This is a genomic window from Prauserella salsuginis, from assembly GCF_024648885.1.
Classification (GTDB): domain Bacteria; phylum Actinomycetota; class Actinomycetes; order Mycobacteriales; family Pseudonocardiaceae; genus Prauserella; species Prauserella salsuginis.
Genome location: NZ_JANBBF010000013.1, coordinates 402676 through 422537 on the forward strand (window position 1 = coordinate 402676; position 19862 = coordinate 422537).

Annotated in this window: 15 protein-coding genes and 2 pseudogenes; 12 read left to right on the forward strand and 5 right to left on the reverse strand. The window is 71.9% G+C overall.

Annotation, left to right across the window (positions count from 1 at the left end; genetic code table 11):
• The first annotated feature begins 142 nt into the window (after nucleotides 1–142).
• The 4 genes and pseudogenes from purN to LY40_RS26595 all read left to right on the forward strand — a co-directional run.
• On the forward strand, nucleotides 143–760 hold the full coding sequence (gene purN / locus LY40_RS22250; RefSeq protein WP_183779477.1) for a phosphoribosylglycinamide formyltransferase: 618 nt from the start codon (nucleotides 143–145) through the stop codon (nucleotides 758–760).
• A complete protein-coding gene (gene purH / locus LY40_RS22255; protein WP_183779475.1) occupies nucleotides 757–2328 on the forward strand; it encodes a bifunctional phosphoribosylaminoimidazolecarboxamide formyltransferase/IMP cyclohydrolase in 1572 nt (523 codons plus the stop codon). Before purN ends, purH begins: the two co-directional genes overlap by 4 nt.
• Before the next feature lie 102 nt (nucleotides 2329–2430).
• Nucleotides 2431–2787, forward strand: a pseudogene (locus tag LY40_RS22260) (amidinotransferase); the annotation flags it as partial.
• Between the two features lie 101 nt (nucleotides 2788–2888).
• Nucleotides 2889–3365: pseudogene (locus LY40_RS26595) on the forward strand (heparan-alpha-glucosaminide N-acetyltransferase domain-containing protein); the annotation flags it as partial.
• A 564-nt stretch (nucleotides 3366–3929) separates the two neighbouring features.
• Here the strand turns inward: LY40_RS26595 and LY40_RS26600 are convergent.
• The 4 genes from LY40_RS26600 to LY40_RS22280 form a co-directional block, all read right to left on the reverse strand.
• Nucleotides 3930–4706, reverse strand: a complete 777-nt coding sequence (locus LY40_RS26600) for an STAS domain-containing protein (protein WP_372508611.1) — start codon at nucleotides 4704–4706, stop codon at nucleotides 3930–3932.
• On the reverse strand, nucleotides 4663–5415 hold the full coding sequence (locus LY40_RS22270; RefSeq protein ID WP_258938032.1) for a GAF and ANTAR domain-containing protein: 753 nt from the start codon (nucleotides 5413–5415) through the stop codon (nucleotides 4663–4665). Before LY40_RS22270 ends, LY40_RS26600 begins: the two co-directional genes overlap by 44 nt.
• Before the next feature lie 60 nt (nucleotides 5416–5475).
• Nucleotides 5476–6207, reverse strand: a complete 732-nt coding sequence (locus LY40_RS22275; RefSeq protein ID WP_183779466.1) for a GAF and ANTAR domain-containing protein — start codon at nucleotides 6205–6207, stop codon at nucleotides 5476–5478.
• A 171-nt stretch (nucleotides 6208–6378) separates the two neighbouring features.
• Nucleotides 6379–6684 (reverse strand): hypothetical protein, encoded by a 306-nt coding sequence (locus LY40_RS22280; protein ID WP_258938033.1) that lies wholly within the window; start codon nucleotides 6682–6684, stop codon nucleotides 6379–6381.
• Between the two features lie 223 nt (nucleotides 6685–6907).
• Here LY40_RS22280 and imuA' point away from each other — a divergent pair, with 223 nt between their 5' ends.
• From imuA' to LY40_RS22305, 5 genes are all read left to right on the forward strand, one after another.
• Nucleotides 6908–7507, forward strand: a complete 600-nt coding sequence (gene imuA', locus LY40_RS22285; RefSeq protein WP_372497710.1) for a DnaE2-dependent mutagenesis accessory factor ImuA' — start codon at nucleotides 6908–6910, stop codon at nucleotides 7505–7507.
• Complete coding sequence (locus LY40_RS22290; RefSeq protein WP_443687891.1) at nucleotides 7504–9183, forward strand: DNA polymerase Y family protein; 1680 nt, start codon at nucleotides 7504–7506, stop codon at nucleotides 9181–9183. The genes imuA' and LY40_RS22290 overlap by 4 nt, the downstream gene beginning before the upstream one ends.
• Nucleotides 9183–9320, forward strand: a complete 138-nt coding sequence (locus LY40_RS22295; RefSeq protein ID WP_183779458.1) for a hypothetical protein — start codon at nucleotides 9183–9185, stop codon at nucleotides 9318–9320. The genes LY40_RS22290 and LY40_RS22295 overlap by 1 nt, the downstream gene beginning before the upstream one ends.
• A 21-nt stretch (nucleotides 9321–9341) precedes the next feature.
• Nucleotides 9342–12917 (forward strand): error-prone DNA polymerase, encoded by a 3576-nt coding sequence (locus LY40_RS22300; protein WP_258938035.1) that lies wholly within the window; start codon nucleotides 9342–9344, stop codon nucleotides 12915–12917.
• 99 nt (nucleotides 12918–13016) lie between these two features.
• Nucleotides 13017–13604 carry a pentapeptide repeat-containing protein gene (locus LY40_RS22305; RefSeq protein ID WP_258938060.1) on the forward strand — a complete coding sequence of 196 codons (588 nt, stop codon included), beginning with the start codon at nucleotides 13017–13019 and terminating at the stop codon, nucleotides 13602–13604.
• A gap of 434 nt (nucleotides 13605–14038) precedes the next feature.
• On the opposite strand, the gene LY40_RS22310 is transcribed toward LY40_RS22305, so the two are convergent.
• Entirely contained in the window at nucleotides 14039–17428 is a 3390-nt protein-coding gene (locus LY40_RS22310; protein ID WP_258938036.1) for a glycohydrolase toxin TNT-related protein, read from the reverse strand.
• A gap of 173 nt (nucleotides 17429–17601) precedes the next feature.
• On the opposite strand from LY40_RS22310, the gene LY40_RS22315 reads away from it, so the two are divergent.
• Genes LY40_RS22315 through LY40_RS22325 form a run of 3 tightly spaced genes read left to right on the forward strand, consistent with a single transcriptional unit; the run spans nucleotide 17602 to nucleotide 19816 of the window.
• Nucleotides 17602–18624, forward strand: a complete 1023-nt coding sequence (locus LY40_RS22315) for a DMT family transporter (protein ID WP_183779454.1) — start codon at nucleotides 17602–17604, stop codon at nucleotides 18622–18624.
• Between the two features lie 22 nt (nucleotides 18625–18646).
• Nucleotides 18647–19498, forward strand: coding sequence for a bifunctional methylenetetrahydrofolate dehydrogenase/methenyltetrahydrofolate cyclohydrolase (locus tag LY40_RS22320; RefSeq protein ID WP_258938037.1), 852 nt, complete (start codon nucleotides 18647–18649; stop codon nucleotides 19496–19498).
• A gap of 60 nt (nucleotides 19499–19558) precedes the next feature.
• The gene (locus LY40_RS22325; protein WP_258938061.1) at nucleotides 19559–19816 is read left to right on the forward strand and encodes a DUF3017 domain-containing protein; all 258 of its coding nucleotides are present in this window, start codon (nucleotides 19559–19561) and stop codon (nucleotides 19814–19816) included.
• Nucleotides 19817–19862 lie beyond the last annotated feature (46 nt).

The following is a 19862-nucleotide window of genomic DNA, read 5'->3' on the forward strand; positions in this document are numbered from 1 at the left end:
GGAGAGCGAAAGGTGTGACGGGCGCCCCTCGTCCGTGCCCTCGCCGAGCCGGCCGAAACCCCGGCGTTAGGGTGGGGTCACCAGGTCATGCGATGTGCGCGGTCGTGCACCACCGGCGAGGAGAAGCGTTCTGGTTACCAGGTTGGAGTTGCCGGCACCGGCGAAACTGGTCGTTCTCGCCTCGGGGGCCGGCAGCCTGTTGCAGGCCGTCCTCGATGCGACCGCCGAGCCATCGTTCCCGGCCACCGTCGTGGCCGTGGGTACCGATCGCGGGGATGTCGAAGCGCTCACCCGAGCCGAACGGGCCGGGATTCCGCAGTTCACGGTCCGTACCGGCGACCACCCCGATCGCGCCGCGTGGGACGCGGCGCTGACCGAAGCGGTGTCGGTGCACGAGCCCGATCTGGTGGTGTCGGCCGGGTTCATGAAGCTGCTCGGACCGGCATTCCTGGAAGCGTTCCCGAACCGGGTCATCAACACGCATCCGGCGCTGCTGCCCGCGTTCCCGGGCATGCACGCGGTCGCCGATGCGCTCGCACTGGGGGTCAAGGTCACGGGGTCGACGGTGCATTTCGTCGACACCGGCGTCGACACGGGGCCGATCATCGCGCAGGACCCGGTGGTCGTGGAGCCCGACGACGACGAGTCGAGCCTGCACGAGCGCATCAAGGTGACCGAGCGTCGCCTGCTCGTGGAGGTGATCGCGAAGCTGGCCCGTGCGGGGTGCACGGTGGACGGACGAAAGGTGAGGTTGTCGTGAGCGAGCAGACTCCTGGAGCCGGACAGCGCCGGATTCGGCGTGCGCTGATCGGGGTGTCGGACAAGGCGGGCCTGCTCGAACTCGGCACCGGTCTGCATGCCGCCGGGGTGGAGATCGTGTCGACGGGCGGCACGGCGCGGGTGCTGGCCGACGCGGGCGTGCCGGTGACGAAGGTCGAGGAGGTCACCGGGTTCCCCGAGTCGTTCGACGGCCGGGTCAAGACGCTGCACCCGCGGGTCCACGCGGGCCTGCTGGCCGACCGGACCAGCGCCGAACACGAGTCGCAGCTGGAATCGCTGGACATCGCGCCGTTCGACCTGCTCGTGGTGAACCTGTACCCGTTCGAGCAGACGGTCGCCTCGGGTGCGAGCCCGGAGGACTGCGTCGAGAACATCGACATCGGCGGCCCCGCGATGGTGCGCGCCGCGGCGAAGAACCACGGCAGTGTGGGTGTCGTCGTCGACCCGTCGAACTACGAGTGGGTGCTCGAGCGCGTGCGCGCGGGCGGGTTCACGCTGGCGGAGCGCAAGCGGCTGGCCGCGCGGGCGTACGCCCACACCGCGTCGTACGACACGGCGGTGGCGTCGTGGTTCGCGAGTTCGTACGCGCAGGCGGACGATTCCGGGTACGCCGACTTCGTGGGCGCCACGTGGGAGCGCGGCGACGTGCTGCGGTACGGCGAGAACCCGCACCAGACGGCCGCGATGTACCGCCGCGCCGGTGAACCCGGCATCGCTCACGCCGAGCAGCTGCACGGCAAGGCCATGTCGTACAACAACTACGTCGACACCGACGCCGCCCGCCGCGCCGCGGCCGACTTCGACGAACCCGCCGTGGCGATCATCAAGCACGCCAACCCGTGCGGCATCGCGCTCGGTGACGACATCGCCGAGGCGCACCGCAACGCGCACGCGTGCGACCCGGTGTCGGCGTTCGGCGGGGTGATCGCGGCGAACCGTCCGGTGTCGCTCGCGATGGCCGAACAGATCGCGGACGTGTTCACCGAGGTCGTGCTCGCCCCGGCGTTCGACGACGACGCCCTCGAGGTGCTGACCCGCAAGAAGAACGTCCGCCTGCTGACGCTGCCCGCCCCGGAGGCGAGCCCGGTTGAGTTGCGGCCCATCTCGGGCGGCATGTTGATGCAGAGCGCGGACCGGATCGACGCCGAGGGTGACGATCCTGCCGACTGGACCCTCGCGACCGGTACGCCCGCGGACGAACGCACCCTCGCCGACCTGAGGTTCGCGTGGCGGGCGATCCGGGCGGTGAAGTCGAACGCGATCCTGCTGGCCCACGACCGCGCGACCGTCGGTGTCGGCATGGGACAGGTCAACCGGGTCGACTCGTCGCGGCTGGCGGTGCAGCGCGCAGGGGAGCGGGCGCAGGGCTCGGTCGCCGCGTCGGATGCGTTCTTCCCGTTCCCCGACGGCCTGCAGGTGCTGCTGGACGCCGGCGTGCGCGCGGTCGTGCAGCCCGGTGGGTCGGTGCGGGATGCCGAGGTCATCGCTGCGGCCGAGGCCGCGGGCGTCACGCTGTATCTCACGGGCACGCGCCACTTCGCTCACTGAGCCGTTTTCTGCTCTGCCCCGGCCGCGCGGGCGCCAGGCGACGCGGAATCCCGGAGTCCCGACGTGTCGGAGTCCTGACGTGTCGGGCGGCGGAGCCTCGGCTACGACGTCGTGCCGCTGCACACGGTCGACCGGCGCTGGTACGACCTCGACCTGGCCGTGGCGGTCATCGGCAATCCGCACACCCTCGCCTGGTGTCCCGAGGCACTGGACCGCCCGAGCCGCGACCGCATCGAGAACCTGGGGCTCGACCTCATCGAGGTCTCGCGCGGCGAGGCCGAGCACTTCGCCCTCAACCTCATCAGCGACGGCGACACGGTCACGATGACCCGCAGCGCGCCGCGTCTCGCCGCCGAACTCCGGTCCCGCGGATTGCACGTCGTCGAGCTGTCGACCACCGAACTGGCCAAGGGCGGCGGCGGGGTTCGCTGCACGGCGCTCACGCTCGACCAGAGGTGACACCGTCGATGCGCGCCAAAACGAGATCCGCTCCCACGGCGTCGGCGACGTCGCGGCTGATCGGTGTCGACGCGACCAGGGGCATCGCCGTGCTGGGCATGATGGCCGTGCACGCGTTGTACATCGTGGGCAGCGACGGCGACCCGACCTGGTGGTACTCGATCGTGTCCGGCCGGTCGGCTGCGACCTTCGCCGTGCTGGCGGGCGTCGGCATCGCCTTCACCACGCGCCGCGAGCGGGTCCCGCGGGCGCGGTGGCGGCCGGTCACGGCGTCGCTGGCCGCGCGTGCGCTCGCGGTCGGTGTGCTGGGCCTTGCGCTCGGCTACACCGACAGCGACATCGCCGCGGTGATCCTGCCGTTCTACGCCGTCCTGTTCCTGCTCGCGATCCCGCTCGTGTTCCTGAGCACGCGGCTGCTGGTGATCACGGGCGCCGCGGTGGCGTTGCTCGTTCCCGTGCTCAGCCACCTGTTCCGGGACGCGCTGCCCGAACCACGCTTCGCCACCTCGTACGGCTACCTGCTCGACGACCCGCTCGGCATGCTGTCCGAGCTCGCGGTCACCGGCGTTTACCCCGCATTGCCCTGGGTGACCTACCTCTGCGCCGGGCTCGCCATCGGCAGGCTCCGGCTGTCGTCGACGACCGTCGATGCGTGGCTGCTCGCGGGAGGGGCCGCACTCGCCGCGGCGGCCTCCGCCCTGTCCGGGCTGTTGCTCGGTCCGCTCGGCGGTTTCGACCGTCTCGTCGCCGTCGACGAGCGTGCCGTCGTCGAGGGCGCGCTGCAGTTCGGCGAGCCGGGCACGACCCCCACGACGAGCTGGTGGTGGCTGGCCGTCGACGCGCGCCACTCGAGCACGCCCCTGGACCTGCTGCACACCACCGGATTCGCGGCGACACTGCTCGGCGCGCTGCTGTTGCTCACGAACGCCTCGAGGCTGACCGCCGTCGCCCGCATCCTGGTCGCTCCGCTGGCAGCCGTCGGTGCGCTTACTCTGACGGTGTACTCGGCGCACATCGTGTTCCTGAACTCCCCGCTCGACCGGTTCGGCGCCGTCGCGGCTATCTCGTGCAGGTCGCCGTCGCCGTCGCGTTCGCCATGGCGTGGCGACGGTTCGTGGGCCGGGGCCCGCTCGAATGGGCCGTCACCTGGTTGGCCCGCCACGCGAGTGCGCTCGCATCGAGGCCCCGAGGCTAGCGGGATTCCGCCTGCCTCCCGCCAAAGTGGTGGCGCTGGTGACGTCCGGCGCCGTCAACAGGACGTCGTCCAGTCCGACCTGGACGAGCACCCGCCGCAACGCGGCGGTCGGGCCTGCCAGCCGCAGCGAGCCGCCCGTGAGCTCGGCGTGATGGTGCAGCGTCACGAACAAGTTCAGCCCGGCGGCTCCGCAAAAGGTCAATCGTGCGACGTCGAGGACAACGTGACTGCCCGCCGTGACGCCCGGTGAGAGCCCGTCGGCGAGCGAGGGCGCGGTGGCGAGGTCGAGTTCCCCGTCGACGGTCGCCACCACGAGGTGACCGTGGGAACGGATGTCCCATCGCAGCAACGAATCCCCCGCGGCCTCACCGGCACCGGATCGGGACGGGTGCGGTGAACGGCTAAGGGCACGCTGGGTGAACGGAAATGAAGCGCACATGCCGGAACCCTTCGGGGAGGTGCGATACCACCGGGGTCCGGGGTGGTGAGGTGGCAGGTGCAGCGGTGCGATGGCCGGTTGTGCACCCGGAGTGAATCTAACAGAAATGGCCGCTCTACGGTATGAGCGCGATTCCCGCCACTGCGTGCCGGGGCGGGAGGCTCGCCGGGCTGCGAGGCTCCCGGACCGTGGGTTTGCCGGGCCGTGGGTTTGCCGGATCGTGGGGCTCCCCGGGCGGCGGTCACGGGCGGGCGCTGTTCCCGGCACGGACGTCGGCGACGGCATCGGTGACGTTGACCGTGCCCGCGATGATCTCGCCGGCCACCTCGCCCAGGCGCCGGTTGTGACTGCGAGCGTGGCGGCGCATCGCGGTGAAAGCCTGGTCGGGGTCCACGGAATGGCGTTCGGCGAGGATCCCTTTGGCCTGTTCGATGGTCACGCGGCTGTTCAGCGCGGTCTGCAGCTGTTCGGTGACCATCTCCTGGTGGCGTACCGCCCGTTCGGAGAGCAGGCCGATGGTGGCCACGTCGACCAGTGCCTTGCCCAGCTTCGCGTCGGTCTCGTCGAGCCCGTTCGGATGCATCCGGAACAGGTTCAGGGTGCCGATGATCTGCGTTCGGAGCTGCATCGGGATGGCGTGCACCCCCGCGAACCCCAGCTCGGTCGCCATCGCCGAGAACCGGGGCCAGCGCCCCGCCACCTGGCTGACGTCTGGCAGGGTCACGACCTGGCCGCTGTGGTAGCAATCCAGGCACGGGCCCTCTTCCTCCTGCAACTGGAACAGCTCCAGGAGTTGGGTCTGGCCGGTGGAAGCGGCGACCAGCCGCAGCGAGCCGCGCTCGTCGGCGAGCAGCAGACCCGCCGTGTCGGCGTCGAGCAGCTCCACACACCGTTCGGTCAACGTGTGCAGGAACTCGACCGCGTCGAAGCCGGCGACCAAGGTATCCGCCAGCTCCACGAACGTGTCGGCCACTCGCTGTTCCCGCATTGCCATTCCCTCCACCTTACGGCCTAACTCTGCCTGGCACATCCGGGTTGCCCTGCGCCTGCGGACCTACAGCGTCTCGTCCGGTTCGACCTCGGGCCGGAACCGTAGTCGGCGGGCCACCACGTCGGCGGCGACCTCGCTCAGCGGGGTGTCCCCGGTGAAGGCGTGGGCTCGCAGCCGCGACAGTGCCTCGGCCATGTCGACCCCCAGCTGCACGGCGATCATGCCGGTCGCCTGATGTACCGCGTTCCGGCCGCGAGAGGTGTCGTCGATCGGATGACGGTCGAGCGGCCGGACCGTGCCGGACGCGTCGTCGAGCAGCAGTTGCAACGCGAGGTCGGCGAAGATCAACGCGTCTCCGAGGGCTTCGGTCGGCAGTGGTCCCGCGGCGGCGCGGTGAAGTTCGAATACGCCCAGCTGGATCGTGCCGGCGTGCAGCGGGAACGCGAACACCGCACCGACGCCGCGCTGCCTGGCGGCCCCGGCGAACCCGGGCCAGCGGGCCGTGGCCTCGGCCAGGTCCGGCACCAACATCGGAGCGGCGAACCTGAACGCCGCGAGGCACGGGCCCTCGCCGAGGGTGACCTGTAGTTCCTCCAGCTCGGCGGCCAGCTCGCCCGAGGCGGCCACCGGGGTGTGCGTGCCGTTCCCGCTCATCGCCGTCACGCTCGCCCCGTCGACACCCAATCGCAGGTGGGCGGCACGGCACAACGCCGCCACCGAGATGCGGCCGTCGCCTTCACCGTCGGTGGCGGCCGCAGCGATCCACGAGAACACCCGTGCCGTTCGCTCGCCCATCTATCCATCCTGTCCCGAAACCGTGACGACACCGACGGTGCCCACGGTGTTTTGTACCCGACCTGCGGGTCGCCAGCACGGTCGGAGGCGCGCCGGAAGCGCCGTGACAGGGCCTGCTTGACACGTTCTTCGAACTCGTGTTCTATAGCGGTTGTCGAACAAGAGTTCTAGTCAGGTGGTTCGGGGGTAGACGGGCCCGAGGCCGTCGGCGCGTACGTCCCCGCGGTCGTACGGGCGGGTCTCCGGGCGTGAGGGGGTGAGCACGATGTCCGTCTCGGCGCCTGCCGCGATCGGCACACCTGCTGTGGACGACCCTGCTGCGTATGGTCCTGCTGCGGGCACGGGGGACGGGGCTGCGGCGGACGGGGCTGCGGGGGCTGCGGCGGAGTCGCGGTCGCCAGGGGGATCGGCGCCCGCGGGCGGTGGGAGTGTCGCCGACACCGTGGCCAGGCTGGCGTCGTTGCCCGGTGTGGGCACGGCGGGAGATTTCGCGGCGGCGGCGCGGTCGGTGTCCGATGCGGAGCCGCCGGAGTCCGAGGTGGCTGCGCCTACGGGCCGTGGTCCCGGCCGTGGGCGCAGCGGGGCGATCGACGGTGGCGCGGATACGGAATTCGCCGCAGGGACAGCAACGGGTTCCGGGGCAACGGGGTCCGGAGCAACGGGTGCCGGGGTGGCGGATGCCGGCGACAGGGTGCTTCCCGTGGCTTCCGCGCTGGCGGAGCTGGTGCCGTGGGGCGGCTTGCGCCGTGGCAGCACGGTCTCGGTCAGCGGGTCGACGTCGTTGCTGCTGGCGTTCCTGGCCGAGGCGACCACCCGCGGATCGTGGGCGGCGGTCGTGGGGATGCCGGAACTCGGTGTGCTCGCGGCGCGGGAACTCGGGGTGGCGGTGCACCGGCTCGCGCTGATTCCCCGTCCCGGCGCGGAACTTCCCCAGGTGACAGCGGCCCTGCTGGATGGGATCGACCTGGTGGTCGTTCCCGCGGATGGAGCGGTCGGGACCCGGGATCCGAACCTCGCCCGGCGACTGTCGGCGCGGGCGAGGAACCGCGGTGCGGTGCTGCTGACGGCCGGTTCGTGGCCGGGTACGGAAGTCGAACTGCGCTGTGCGGCGGCGAACTGGTCCGGAGTGGACGATGGCTACGGGTATCTCGCACAGCGCGAGATCCTCGTCGAGGCGACGGGCAGGCGGGGTGCTGCGCGGACGAAACGAGTTCCCCTGCTGCTGCCGGGGCCGGACGGAACGATCGCGCGGGCCGAACCCGCCGGAACACAGCCACTGAGGGAGGTGCGCGCAGGATGAGGACCTTCCCGGAGAGTCCGACCTCGGAGCACCGGCAACCACAGCACCGGCGACCACAGCGCCAGCAGTCGCAGCGCCGGCAGTCATCGCCGCCGCGGTTGTTGGTGTTGTGGTGCCCGGACTGGCCGGTGGTGGCAGCTGCTGCGGAGTCGGGTATCTCCGCGGCGGAACCCGCCGCGGTACTGGCTGCGAACCGGGTCGTGGCGTGTTCGGCGGTGGCGCGTGCGGCCGGGATCCGGCGCGGCATGCGGCGCCGCGAGGCCCAGGCCCGGTGCCCCGAACTGGCCGTGTTCGCCGACTATGCCGACCGTGACGCCCGGCTTTTCGAGACCGTGGCGACGGCGACCGAGGAGCTGATCGTCGGGGTGGAGGTGGTGCGCCCCGGTGTGGTGGCCGTGCCGGTCGCGGGGGCGGCCCGCTATTTCGGCGGCGAACGCACGCTGCTGGAACGGCTCGTCGACCACGTGTCGGCGCGGACGGGGGCCGAATGCCAGGTCGGCGTCTCCGAAGGGCTGTTCGCCGCGACCTTGGCCGCGCACCGTGCACGGCCGGTGCCCGCGGGTGCGGCCGCGGAGTTCCTGGCCCCGCTCGGAGTGCAGGAACTCGACCAGCCGGGCAGCGGCCGCGGGGATCTGGTGGATCTGTTGCGGCGCCTGGGAATCCGCACACTCGGTGCGTTCGCGCAGCTGGCGGAACGGGACGTACTCGCTCGGTTCGGGGCCGACGGGGTGCTGGCGCACCGACTGGCGAGCGGCCGGGACGAACGACCTCCCGGCAGGCGCCGCCCGGCGCCCGATCTCGCCGTGACGGAAACCTGTGACCCGCCGCTGGAACGGGTCGATGCCGCCGCGTTCCTGGCCCGCACCTTGGCGAGCCGCTTCCACGCGGGGCTGGCGGCCCGTGGCCTCGCCTGCACCAGGCTGGGTATCCACGCCACCACCGAACACGGGGAGGAGCTCGGCCGCAGCTGGCGCTGCGGCGAACCGCTCACCCCGGACGGCATCGCGGACCGGGTGCGGTGGCAGTTCGAGGGCTGGCTGACCCGCGGCCGAGGGGACACGCCGACGTCCGGGGTGACCGTGCTGCGGCTCGAACCGGAGGAGACGGTCGAGGGCAGCGCGCTGCAGTTGGGCCTGTGGGCGGGCGGCTCCGGCGCCGAGCACACGCCGGAAGCGGACAAGGCGGCCCGGGCGCTGGTGCACGTCCAGGGACTGATCGGTCCCGAGGGAGTCTGCACCGCCGTGTTCGACGGCGGCCGCGGCCCCGCCGAGCAGGTACGGCTCGTGCCGTGGGGAGACCGCCGCACCCCGGCGGACGGTCACGACGCGCCGTGGCCGCAGCGGCTGCCGAGCCCCTCGCCGGCGACCGTGTTCGAGGCGCCGTGTCCCGCCGTGGTCGCGGGGGAGGACGGGCGGCAGCTCGACGTCACCGACCGGCACCGGCTCACTGCATGGCCGTGGACCGTCGCGTTCGGCGACGGCAGGCCGCGCCGAGTGCAGAACTGGGCGGGTCCGTGGCCGGTCACGGCGCGCTGGTGGGTGCCCGGTGACCGGGGCCGCTGTGTCCGGCTGCAGGTCGTCCTCGAATCCGGCAGTGGTTCGCAGCCGGTCGCCGTGCTGTTGCGGTGGCAGGAACAAGGGAATCCGAAATGGACTGTGGAAGGGGTGTACGACTGATGTACGACGAGTCGCTGCGGGGTGCCGCCGATCCCTGGCCCGGCGAGGAATATCGGGACCCGGCGGCCCTGCTGGATTCGGCGACCCTGCTGCGGCAGCTGATTCCCGAACCGAGACGGTCCCCGGAAGGCGAATGAGCCATGGGGTGGAACTGAATCATGGGGTGGAACAACCCGCCCGTCCCGTGGCGGAACCTGGAACGCACCCTTTCGGGACGCGGTCCACTGCCCGGAGGCACCGACGGCCGGCAGGACCAGGCAGGCGACGGGAACGACAGCCCGGCATGGGGGCGCAGACGGGACAAGTACGCCAAGCCCGCGAACCTGCCCCCGCCAGGCCACGACGACACCGGAGCCGCGGGCCGTGTGCCGTACGCCGAACTGCACTGCCACTCGAACTTCAGCTTCCTCGACGGCACCAGTGATCCGGAGAACCTGGTCGAGGAGGCCGCGCGGCTGGAACTCGACGCCATCGCGCTCACCGACCACGACGGCCTGTACGGCGCCGCACGCTTCGCCGAAGCGGCCAAGGAAGTCGGCATGCGCACCGTGTTCGGGGCGGAGCTGAGCCTCGGCCTTTCCGAACCCCCGGCCGGGGCCGCCGACCCCGGCGGGGAACACCTGCTGCTGCTCGCGAAGGGCGCAGGCGGATACACGAGCCTGTGCCGTGCCATCACGTCCGGCCAGCTGCGGGGCCACGACCACGAGCCGCCTCCGGGGCAGCGGGCGGAGAAGGGGAGGCCGGTCTACGACCTGGACGAGATCACCGAGGAGGTCGTGGGCCGGTGCCTCGTGCTCACCGGGTGCCGCAAGGGCTCCGTCCGGCGCGGTCTCGCCGAAGGCGGGCCGGATGCCGCGGCCGAGGCCCTGCGCGGGCTGATCGACCGGTTCGGCCGCGACGACGTGTACGTCGAACTGGTCGACCACGGCGGGCCGCTCGACAGCGCCCACAACGACCGCCTCGCTGAGATCGCTGCCGACCTGGGGGTGCAGACCGTCGCGACGGGTGCCGTCCACTACGCACGGCCGCAACAGGCCCACGTCGCGCAGGCGGTGTCGGCGATCAGGGCGCGGCGCAGCCTCGACGAGATGGAGGGCTGGCTCGCCGCATCCGGGGCGGCGCACCTGCGGTCCGGTGCCGAGATGCAGACCCGGTTGGCCCGGTATCCCGGAGCGGTTCAGCGCGCCGCGCTGCTCGCCGAACGGTACGCCTTCCCGCTGGAGATCCTCGCGCCGAAGCTGCCGCCGTTCGACGTTCCGGACGGCCACGACGAAGCGAGCCACCTGCGCGCGGTGACCCTCGCGGGAGCGGAGCAGCGCTACGGCCCGCGGGAGCGGAACCCGAAGGCGTACGCCCAACTCGACCACGAACTCGACGTCATCGAACGCCTCGGTTTCCCCGGGTACTTCCTGATCGTCTGGAACATCGTGGAGTTCTGCCGCAGCAGCGACATCCTCTGCCAGGGCAGAGGATCGGCGGCGAACTCCGCGGTCTGCTACGCGCTCGGCATCACGAGGGTCGACCCGGTGAAGTGGAAACTGCTCTTCGAACGGTTCCTCGCTCCGGATCGCGACGGTTATCCGGACATCGATCTGGACATCGAGTCCGACCGTCGGGAAGAGGTGATCCAGTACGTCTACCGTAAGTACGGCAGGTTGTGCACCGCGCTGGTCGCGAACGTGATCACCTACCGTCCCCGGTCGGCGGTCCGCGACGCGGCGAAAGCACTGGGGTATTCGCCGGGACAGCAGGACGCGTGGAGCAAGCAGATCGACCACTGGGGTCCGCTCCGCAGGCTCCGGCAGCAGTCCGATCACGACATCCCGGAGGGAGTGCTCGACGTGGCGGGCGCGTTGGAGCACGCGCCGCGGCATCTCGGCATCCATCCCGGCGGCATGGTCATCTGCGATCGCCCGGTGAGTGAGGTGTGCCCGGTCGAATGGGCCCGCATGGAGGACCGGAGCGTCCTGCAGTGGGAGAAGGACGACTGTGCGTGGGGCGGGCTGGTCAAGTTCGACCTGCTCGGCCTGGGGATGCTGTCGGCCCTGCACTACATGCGCGACATGGTGCACGAGGACAAGGGAATCGACGTCGACCTCAGCGACCTGCCGCTCGACGACGCGAACGTCTACGCGATGCTGCAGCGTGCGGACGCCATCGGCGTGTTCCAGGTGGAGAGCAGGGCGCAACTGGCGACCCTGCCCCGGCTCAAGCCGAAGAAGTTCTACGACCTGGCCATCGAGGTCGCGCTGATCCGCCCCGGCCCGATCCAGGGCGGTTCGGTGCACCCGTACATCCGGCGCGCCAACGAGGACGAGGAATGGGAGCACGACCATCCACTGCTGGCGAACGCGCTCGGCAAGACCTACGGGGTGCCGCTGTTCCAGGAACAGATGATGCAGCTCGCCGTCGACGTCGCCGGATTCACCGCGGCCGAGGCGGACACGCTACGCCACGCCATGGGGTCGAAGCGGTCCGAGCGGAAGATGGAACGCCTCCGGCAGCGGTTCTACGACGGTGCGGCAGCACGTGGGGTCGATCGCGACATGGCCGCCCACATCTTCGAGCGGATGCGCGCGTTCTCCCATTTCGGATTCCCGGAGAGTCATGCGCTGAGCTTCGCGTACGTGGTGTTCGCCAGTGCGTACTTCAAGTACTACCACCCGGACGCCTTCTGCGCGGGGCTGTTGCGGGCGCAGCCGATGGGGTTCTACTCGCCGCAGTCGTTGACGGCGGATGCTCGCAGGCACGGGGTCGAGGTCCGCGGCCCGGACATCAACGCCAGTGACTCCCTCGCCCGCCTGGAACCACTGTCGTGGCAAGGAAATGGCCAATCCGGAACGTCGCCGGGGGATGACGGCGCAGCGATCGGATCCGCGGTCCGGTCCACAGTGACAGCCGCAGCGACAGCGACAGCCACGGCCACAGCGACAGCCACGGCCGGATCTTCCGCTCCGGCCGATTCCACGGCCGCCGCCGCGGCCGATTCCGAAACCGGCTCCGGTGGTACGGCCGCGGCCACCCACGCCGTCCGAATAGGACTCGGTGCGGTGCGCACGATTCCCACAGCCGTGGCGGAGAAACTCGTGGCCGAACGGGAGGCTCACGGTCCGTACCGCGACATGGCCGACGTCGCCAGGCGGGTCCGGCTCACCACTCCGCAGTGGGAGGCACTCGCCACGGCCGGTGCCTTCGGCTGTTTCGACGAGGTGCGGGGAGACCGGCGCAAGGCGCTCTGGTCCGCGGGTGCCGCGGCGCAGGAGCGGCCGGAGAATCTGCCCGGCACCACGCCGGCGACCGAGGCCCCGGCGCTGCCCGGTATGGACGAGGTCGATCTGGCGGCCGCGGACGTCTGGGCGACGGGACTGTCCCCGGACAGTTTCCCGACCCAGTTCATCCGCCCCCGGCTCGACGCACTCGGGGTGGTCCCTGCGCAGGGGCTGCAGCGGGTTGCCGACGGCACGCGCGTGCTCGTCGGAGGAGCCGTCACCCATCGCCAGCGCCCCGCAACGGCGGGCGGCATCACGTTCATCAACCTCGAGGACGAGACGGGCATGGTCAACGTGGTCTGCACACAGGGGCTGTGGGAGCGCTATCACCGGGTGGCGCGGTCGAGTTCGGCGATGCTGGTGCGCGGTGTCGTCGAACGTGCCGACGGAGTGGTCAGTCTGCGCGCCGACCGGTTGCAGCATCTGCCGATGCGGATCACCGCGAAGTCGAGGGATTTCCGGTGACCGGGCCGCGGCGAGAAGGTGTGCGATTCTGGCGGGGTGCGCTCCTCCGACTCCGCCGATTCCGATCCGACCCGTCCCGATCCCGCCGGTCCCGGCACCGTGGCGGAGTCCGGCGAGGACTACCGCGATGCCGTGCTCTCCGGGCAGCGGTGGCAGGGCAGACGGTTCGTCCGCTGCGATTTCACCGATGCCGACCTGCGCGAACTGACGACGTCCGGGTGCACATTCGACCACTGCGACTTCACCCGTGCCGATTTCGGCGAGTCGGTGCACCGCAGCTCGGCGTTCCGCACGTGCACGTTCGACCGCACCATGCTCGGCGATTCCGCATGGACCGGGTGTTCACTGCTCGGCAGCGTGTTCGTCGACTGCGGCCTCCGCACGATCACGCTGACCGACTGCGACCTGACGCTCGTGTCCCTGTCCGGCGCCGTGCTGCGCGGTATGGACCTGTCGGGGCTGCGTCTGCGCGAGGCCAACCTGACCGGTGCCGATCTCCGCAGGGCGAACCTGCGGCAGGCCGACCTGACCGGCGCCAGGCTGACCGAAACGAAACTGACCGACGCGGACCTGCGGGGTGCGCGGCTGGATGCGCCCGCCCTGGCAGCGGCCGACATGTCGGGCACGCGGGTCGACGTCGACACGGCGGTCCTGTTCGCCGCGGCCCACGGCCTGGTCGTGAGCTGAACACCCGGCGCGAGCCGGACCACCAGCCCGGCGCTGTGCCGGGCCCGCGGATTTCCGCACCGGGACACGGCCCTGCACAGGGAACGTCCATCCGCAGGGTCACGGCCCCGCGCAGGGACGCGCTCTGCACGTCGGCACGGCGGCACAGGGGCGGATGCAAGGGAAGGTTCTATACCCGTGCCCCTGCACGGGCATGGCCCCGCGCAGGGGCACGGGTGCGCAGTCACGGGAACACGGCCCTGCACAGGAACACGGCTGAACGGCTACGCGGGAAAGCGGCCCGGACAGGAACGCGCCCGCGTGGCACGTCCACGCGGGCGCGTTCCCCGTCGATGCCGCGGCTTCGAGCGGGGCTGCGGCCTTGGTGCCGACCGACGGGGCCCGGTCGGCCGGCGGGGCCCGGCCGACCGACGGGGCCCGCCGGCCGGCGGGGCTCAGTCGACCGGCGGTTCGCCGGGCTCGAGCTCGATGATGTCGCCGTCGGCCAACAACTCCTCGATGGAGGCCGGCAGCATGTACGCCGCACCACCGCCGGGCTGGTTGAACCACGGGATGGCGACGCCCGCGAGCGTTTCGAGCGGCCGTTGGACGCGGTACACGTGGTACGGGCGGTTGACCCACTCCGGCACCAGCGACCGTTCCTCGAACGGTGTGCCGGCTGCGTAGGTCAGGTTGCCGTTCGCCCCGCCGAACCGGTCGAGCTCGCTGCCCACGGGCAGGGTGCGCATCTCTTTGCCGCGGAACAGTGTCAGCGGTGGCTCGCCGGGCAACGGCTGGATGGGCCACTGCTGGCCACCCGACGGCTGTCCCGCCTGTCCGCCCTGTCCGGCCTGCGGGCGCGCTGCCTGCTGCGGCTCAGCCGCGGCGGGCCGGTGCTGGGTCGCCGCGGCCTGCTGGGCCACCGGTTCCCGCGGTGGTGCGGGTGCCGCCTGCGGCACCGGGCCGCCGCGGCCTGCGGGATCGTCGGCGGGCGAGACCGTCCGCGTCTGGGCGACCGGTTCCTCCGGGACCTGACGAGTTCCGGTGGCGATCTCGGGCGTGAGGGTCGCCAGCAGCGGGCGGGACGCCCCCGCGTCCGACGGCTCCGGCGCGGCCTGCTCGAACTCCGGGTCGCCGTGGTCGGGCTGCCCGGGAACCTCGTCGACGCCGTCGGGGGAGAGCAGGACCTTGCCCAACATGAACGCCTTCGCGTCCGCGGCGTCGCCGAACACGGCCGTGCTCTTCAGCTCGCCGTCGTACCAGCCGACCCGCCAGCCGTCGCTGACCCGTTCGAGGCTCCATCCGTAGTCGGACGGCATGCCCAGCGCGTAGTACTCGTCCGGCACCTCGAGCTCGTCGAGCTTGTCCTGCAGGTCGTCGAGCTCCGGGTCCTGCGGCGGCATGTTGCCGATCTGCGTCGGCGGGCCGGGATCCGGCTCGACGGCGGAGCCGCGGCCACCCCGGTCGTCGACGTCGCGCTGATCGCCGTACTCCGTGCGGTCGCCGTAGCCGCGAGGATCGTCGAAGTCCCGCCGGTCCTCGTAGGGCGGTTCCGCGTAGTTCCGGTCGTCGTAACCCTGGGGGTCGTAGCCGCCGCGGTCCTCGTAGCCTCCGCGGTCCCTGGGGGCGGCGCGGTCGTCGTACTCGCCTGCGTCGTCACGGCCCGCGAAGCCGCTCGCGACGGCACCGGCCGCGCTGAGTGCCCCGGCCGTACCGACGGCGCCGGCCACCCCGGATGCCGTGGGGGGTGCCGGCTGGTCGAAGTCCTGCCGCGGTGTCGGGGCGGTCCGTTCCTCGTCCAGTTCGGTCGGCGGCTCCTGGTCCGGATGCCGGGCCTGGTGCGGGCCGGTTTGGCCGGGTCCGCCGGTGGGCCGGTCCATCGGCGGAGTCGCCATGTCCTGGTTCGCGTCCGCAGGCGGCGGACCGTCCCCCTGCACCGGCGAGGTGATCGTCGTCGGCGGCCCCGAGTCGAAGTCGGGGTCGGAACCGTTCGGTGCCGCCGCATCACTGTCGACGGCCGGGTCGTCGTCCGCCGCGTGGCCGGACCGCGGACCGTCGCCGAACGTGGGGATCGGGGTGAAGGCCGTGCCCTGCTCGTGCAGCGGTTCGCCGGGGGAGGCGTCGCCGAACGGCTCGTCGCCGAAGTCGCGATCGGGTGCGGACGCGCCGTACCCGTCGATGTCGTACCCGCCTCCCAATGCGGTCGTCGGCGCGTCGTCGGACCACGTCTCGTCGTGGTCCGACGGGCCGGAGTCGCCGCCGCGGCCGGGCAGCGTGTAGGCCGCGGTCTCGGCCTCCGGGTCGACGAAGTCGTCGGCACCGGGCTGCGACGGCGCGGTGTCGGACGGCGCGGTGTCTGAGGATGCGGTGTCGGCGGGCGCGGTGTCTGAGGATGCGGTGTCGGCGGGCGCGGTGTCGGAGGGCGCGGTGTCGGAGGGCGCGGTGTCGGAGGGCGCGGTGTCGGCGGGCGCGGTGTCGAAGCCTGCAGGCTCGAAAGCCGTGTCGGTGTCGCCGCCCGGCATCCTGCCACTGGCCTGGGCAGCGAAGCCGCCGGCGGCGATGTCCTCACCGGAGCCGGGAGCGGCCGGCGTCTCGTCGCGGTCGGCCGGTGTGAACGGCGACACCGGACTCATCCTGCTGGCGTGGTCCGTGCCGTTGATGCCGTTGAACTGCTCGTCGAGTTCCTGGGCGGCCTTGCCGGGCCGGCGCACCGGCAGTTCGGGGGCGTCGGGGTCGGCCGGGTCCGGCTGGACGGGTTCGTCCCCGATCTCCGTGCCGTTCCGGGCGGCCATCGCACCCATCGCACCCGCACCCATCGCACCCGCGGCGCCTGCAGCTCCCGCAATGCCCGCGGCACCCGCTGCCGCCGCGCCGGAGCTGTCCGAGCCCGACACCGGTTCCGCCGGCACGTCGGCGGCGCGGCCGGGCTGCTCCTGCGGCTGGGGCTGTTCGGGGGCGACCGGCGGGGTCTGGGTCGTCGGCTGTGCCGTTTCGGCACCGGGCACCTGGGGCGGACCCTGTTGCGGGCCCTGACCGTGCGCCACGTGGGCGGCCGCGGCCTGGCGGGTCTCGTCGGGCACCTCGGGAACCGTGAACCCGGCAGCGCGGATGTGCTGCAGCAGATCCGCCTCCGGTGCGACCCCGTGGGTACGCAGGTAGTAGGGCACGGCGGCGGGCCAGATCCAGGATCCGTCGCTGTGGAACGCGATCGGCACCTCGGCGGACTGGTCGGGGTCGAGCCGGTCGACGTCGTAACCGCGGGCGGGCCCGACCGTCGGGGCGCCGTCGAGATAGGCGAGCACGCGGTCCCGTTCGTCCGGATCGAGCTCCGGCCGGGTGATGACGGGGCCGTTCGGGCCTGCGCCGTCGAAAATCCGGGCCATGCGGAACCGCGGCCCGGAACGCTCCGGGCCGAGGCCCGCCATGCGGCGCATCAGCCAGTCGGGCACGTTCTCCTCGGAGCGGGGGAACATGCGCAGTTCGTCGGCGTAGGCCTGCGACGGCGGTGCGAGGTCCCAGGAGGGTTCGTCACGGTCGTACTCGAGGTTGTAGCTCGACGGGTGGTCGAGCTGGTAGCGCGCGTTGAACCACGTGCCGCGGCCCTCGCGGTACATGCCGGCGCGGAGCTTGCCGAACAGCGTCGCGATGTCATGGGTCGCCACCCACTCCTGCGCTGTGCCGTCGGCGGTCACGACCTCGCCGGTCAGCTCGTGATACCTCCCCACAGCGCGGTACACCGCGGTCACCCTGCGCCAGTCCCGCGGGGCGGCCCGCAGCAGCGAGAGGCCGATCTGCTTGACCAGCGTGTCCTGCTCGGTCGCGTTCAGCTGGGTCGGAAGTGCCACGCCCACATCTTGGCTAATACGTTTCGCGAATGCACGGCCACCGGGTACATGAGCTGTGCGTCTCACCCTGTGGCGCGGCTGTCAGCGGCTGCGACGAGTCCGGAGTGGGGGCGGACACACTCCGGCGGTGACACCCGCAGCGGGGATCACCGGTGCGCGCACAATGGCGGGCGATGGCCACCGCCAGTGCGGGTCCGGCACCGGATCCCGCCACGTCGACCGCGCCCACGCCCACCTCCGGTAACCGGCAGCTGTGGGGCGTGGTGCTCGCCGTATCCGCAGGGCTCGGTATGTCCTTGCAGTCCCGCGTCAACGGTCAGCTCGGCCTCGAACTCGGGGACTCCGCGCTCGCTGCCGTCATCTCCTTCGGCGGTGGCCTGCTGCTGTTGCTGTGCTGGCTCGCCGTGTCACGGCCGATGCGTGACGGGACGCGTGCCGCCGTGGCCGCGCTGCGCAGTGGCAGGCTGCGCCCCTGGCATTTCCTGGGCGGCATCGCCGGCGGTACCTATGTGCTGGGGCAGTCGCTCACCGTCTCGCTCATCGGCGTCGCGCTGTTCACCGTGGGCGTCGTTGCGGGACAGACCGTCAGCGGCCTGTTCGTCGACCGGCTCGGACTGGGGCCGTCGGGCAAGGAGCCCACCACGCTGCTGCGGGTGGCCGGTGCGGTGATGACCATGGCCGCCGTCGCGGGTGCCGTGGCCGGGGACGTCGCGGGCGCGGCCGGTCCCGGGCGCATCGCCCTGCTGATCCTGCCGTTCGCCGCCGGTGCGGGCATGGCGGTGCAGCAGGCGTTCAACGGGCACGTGGGGGCGGCCTCGGGCAGCTCGCTCACCGCGGCGCTCGTCAACTTCACCACCGGTACCGCGATGCTGGTGCTCGCGTGGCTGGTGTCGCTCGCACTGCACGGCCTGCCGGACGGGCTGCCCGGCAACCCGGTGTTGTACCTCGGCGGGCTCGTCGGCATCGTGTTCATCGCGGTCGCCTCGTTCGTCGTGTCGTGGATCGGCGTGCTGCTGCTCGGGCTGAGCACGGTGGCAGGGCAGCTCGTCGGGTCGATGCTGCTCGACGCGTTTCTGCCCGCAGGCGGGAACGGGCTGACGACGTCGACGGTCGTCGCGTGCGGTGTGGCGTTGCTCGCCATCGGCGTCGCATCGCTCGGTGGGCGGAAACGGCCGGGCGGGCGGAAACACGGTTAGCGGGATTGGGAGACTGAACGACGTGACGGCGACGATTCTCGACGGCAAGGCCACCAAGGACGCCATTTTCGCGGAACTGACCCCTCGGGTCGCCGCGCTCGCCGAGCGGGGCATCACGCCCGGCCTCGGGACGGTGCTGGTGGGCGACGACCCGGGTTCGCACTCGTATGTGAAGGCCAAGCACGCCGACAGCGCGAAGGTCGGTGTCAACTCCATCCGCAGGGACCTGCCGGAGGACACGACGCAGGTCGAGCTCGAGAAGGTCATCGACGAGCTGAACGCCGATCCGGCGTGCACGGGCTACATCGTCCAGCTGCCGCTGCCGGCGCACCTCGACGAGAACGCGATCCTCGAACGCATCCCGCCGGAGAAGGACGCCGACGGGCTCGCGCCGACCAGCCTCGGCCGGCTCGTGCTGGGCAAGCAGGGCGCGCTGCCGTGCACGCCGCTCGGCATCATCGAGCTGCTGCGCCGATACGACGTGCCGCTCAAGGGCGCCAACGTCACCGTCGTGGGCCGCGGGATCACCGTGGGCCGCACCATCGGGTTGCTGCTGACGCGCCGCAGCGAGAACGCCACCGTCACGCTGTGCCACACGGGCACCCGTGACCTGGCGAGCGAGGTCGGGCGTGCGGACGTCGTCGTCGCGGCGGCCGGGTCGCCGGGCCTGATCACGCCGGACATGGTCAAGCCGGGTGCCGCGGTGCTCGACGTGGGCGTCTCGCGGGTCGACGGCAAGCTCGCGGGCGACGTCGCACCGGGTGTCGAGGAGGTCGCCGGATACCTGTCGCCCAACCCCGGCGGGGTGGGCCCGATGACCCGCGCGATGCTCGTCTCCAACGTCGTCGAGGCCGCCGAGCGCGCGGCGGGCTGAGGCGTGACCGCCCCCGACCACTCCGAGCGCGGCGACGGCGCCGGCCGTCGGGCGTGGCTCGTGCACGCGCCGCTGGCCGCGGTGCTGTTGCTCGTGGCCATCGGCGGGGTCCGGATCGGCATGTATCACTGGCGCCAGGGCACCGCGCTGATCGGCGGGGCCCTGCTGGTCTCCGCCGTGCTGCGGGTGGTGCTCTCGGACGCGCAGGCCGGTCTGCTCGCGATCCGCAGCCGGGTGGTCGACGTGCTCTGTTACGGCACCCTCGGCGGGCTGATCGTCTTCGACGCGCTGACGATCACGGGCGGCCCGTTCGGCTGACCCGCGGGGTACGCGACCGGCGCGTCGCGTACCCCGCGAGCCGGGG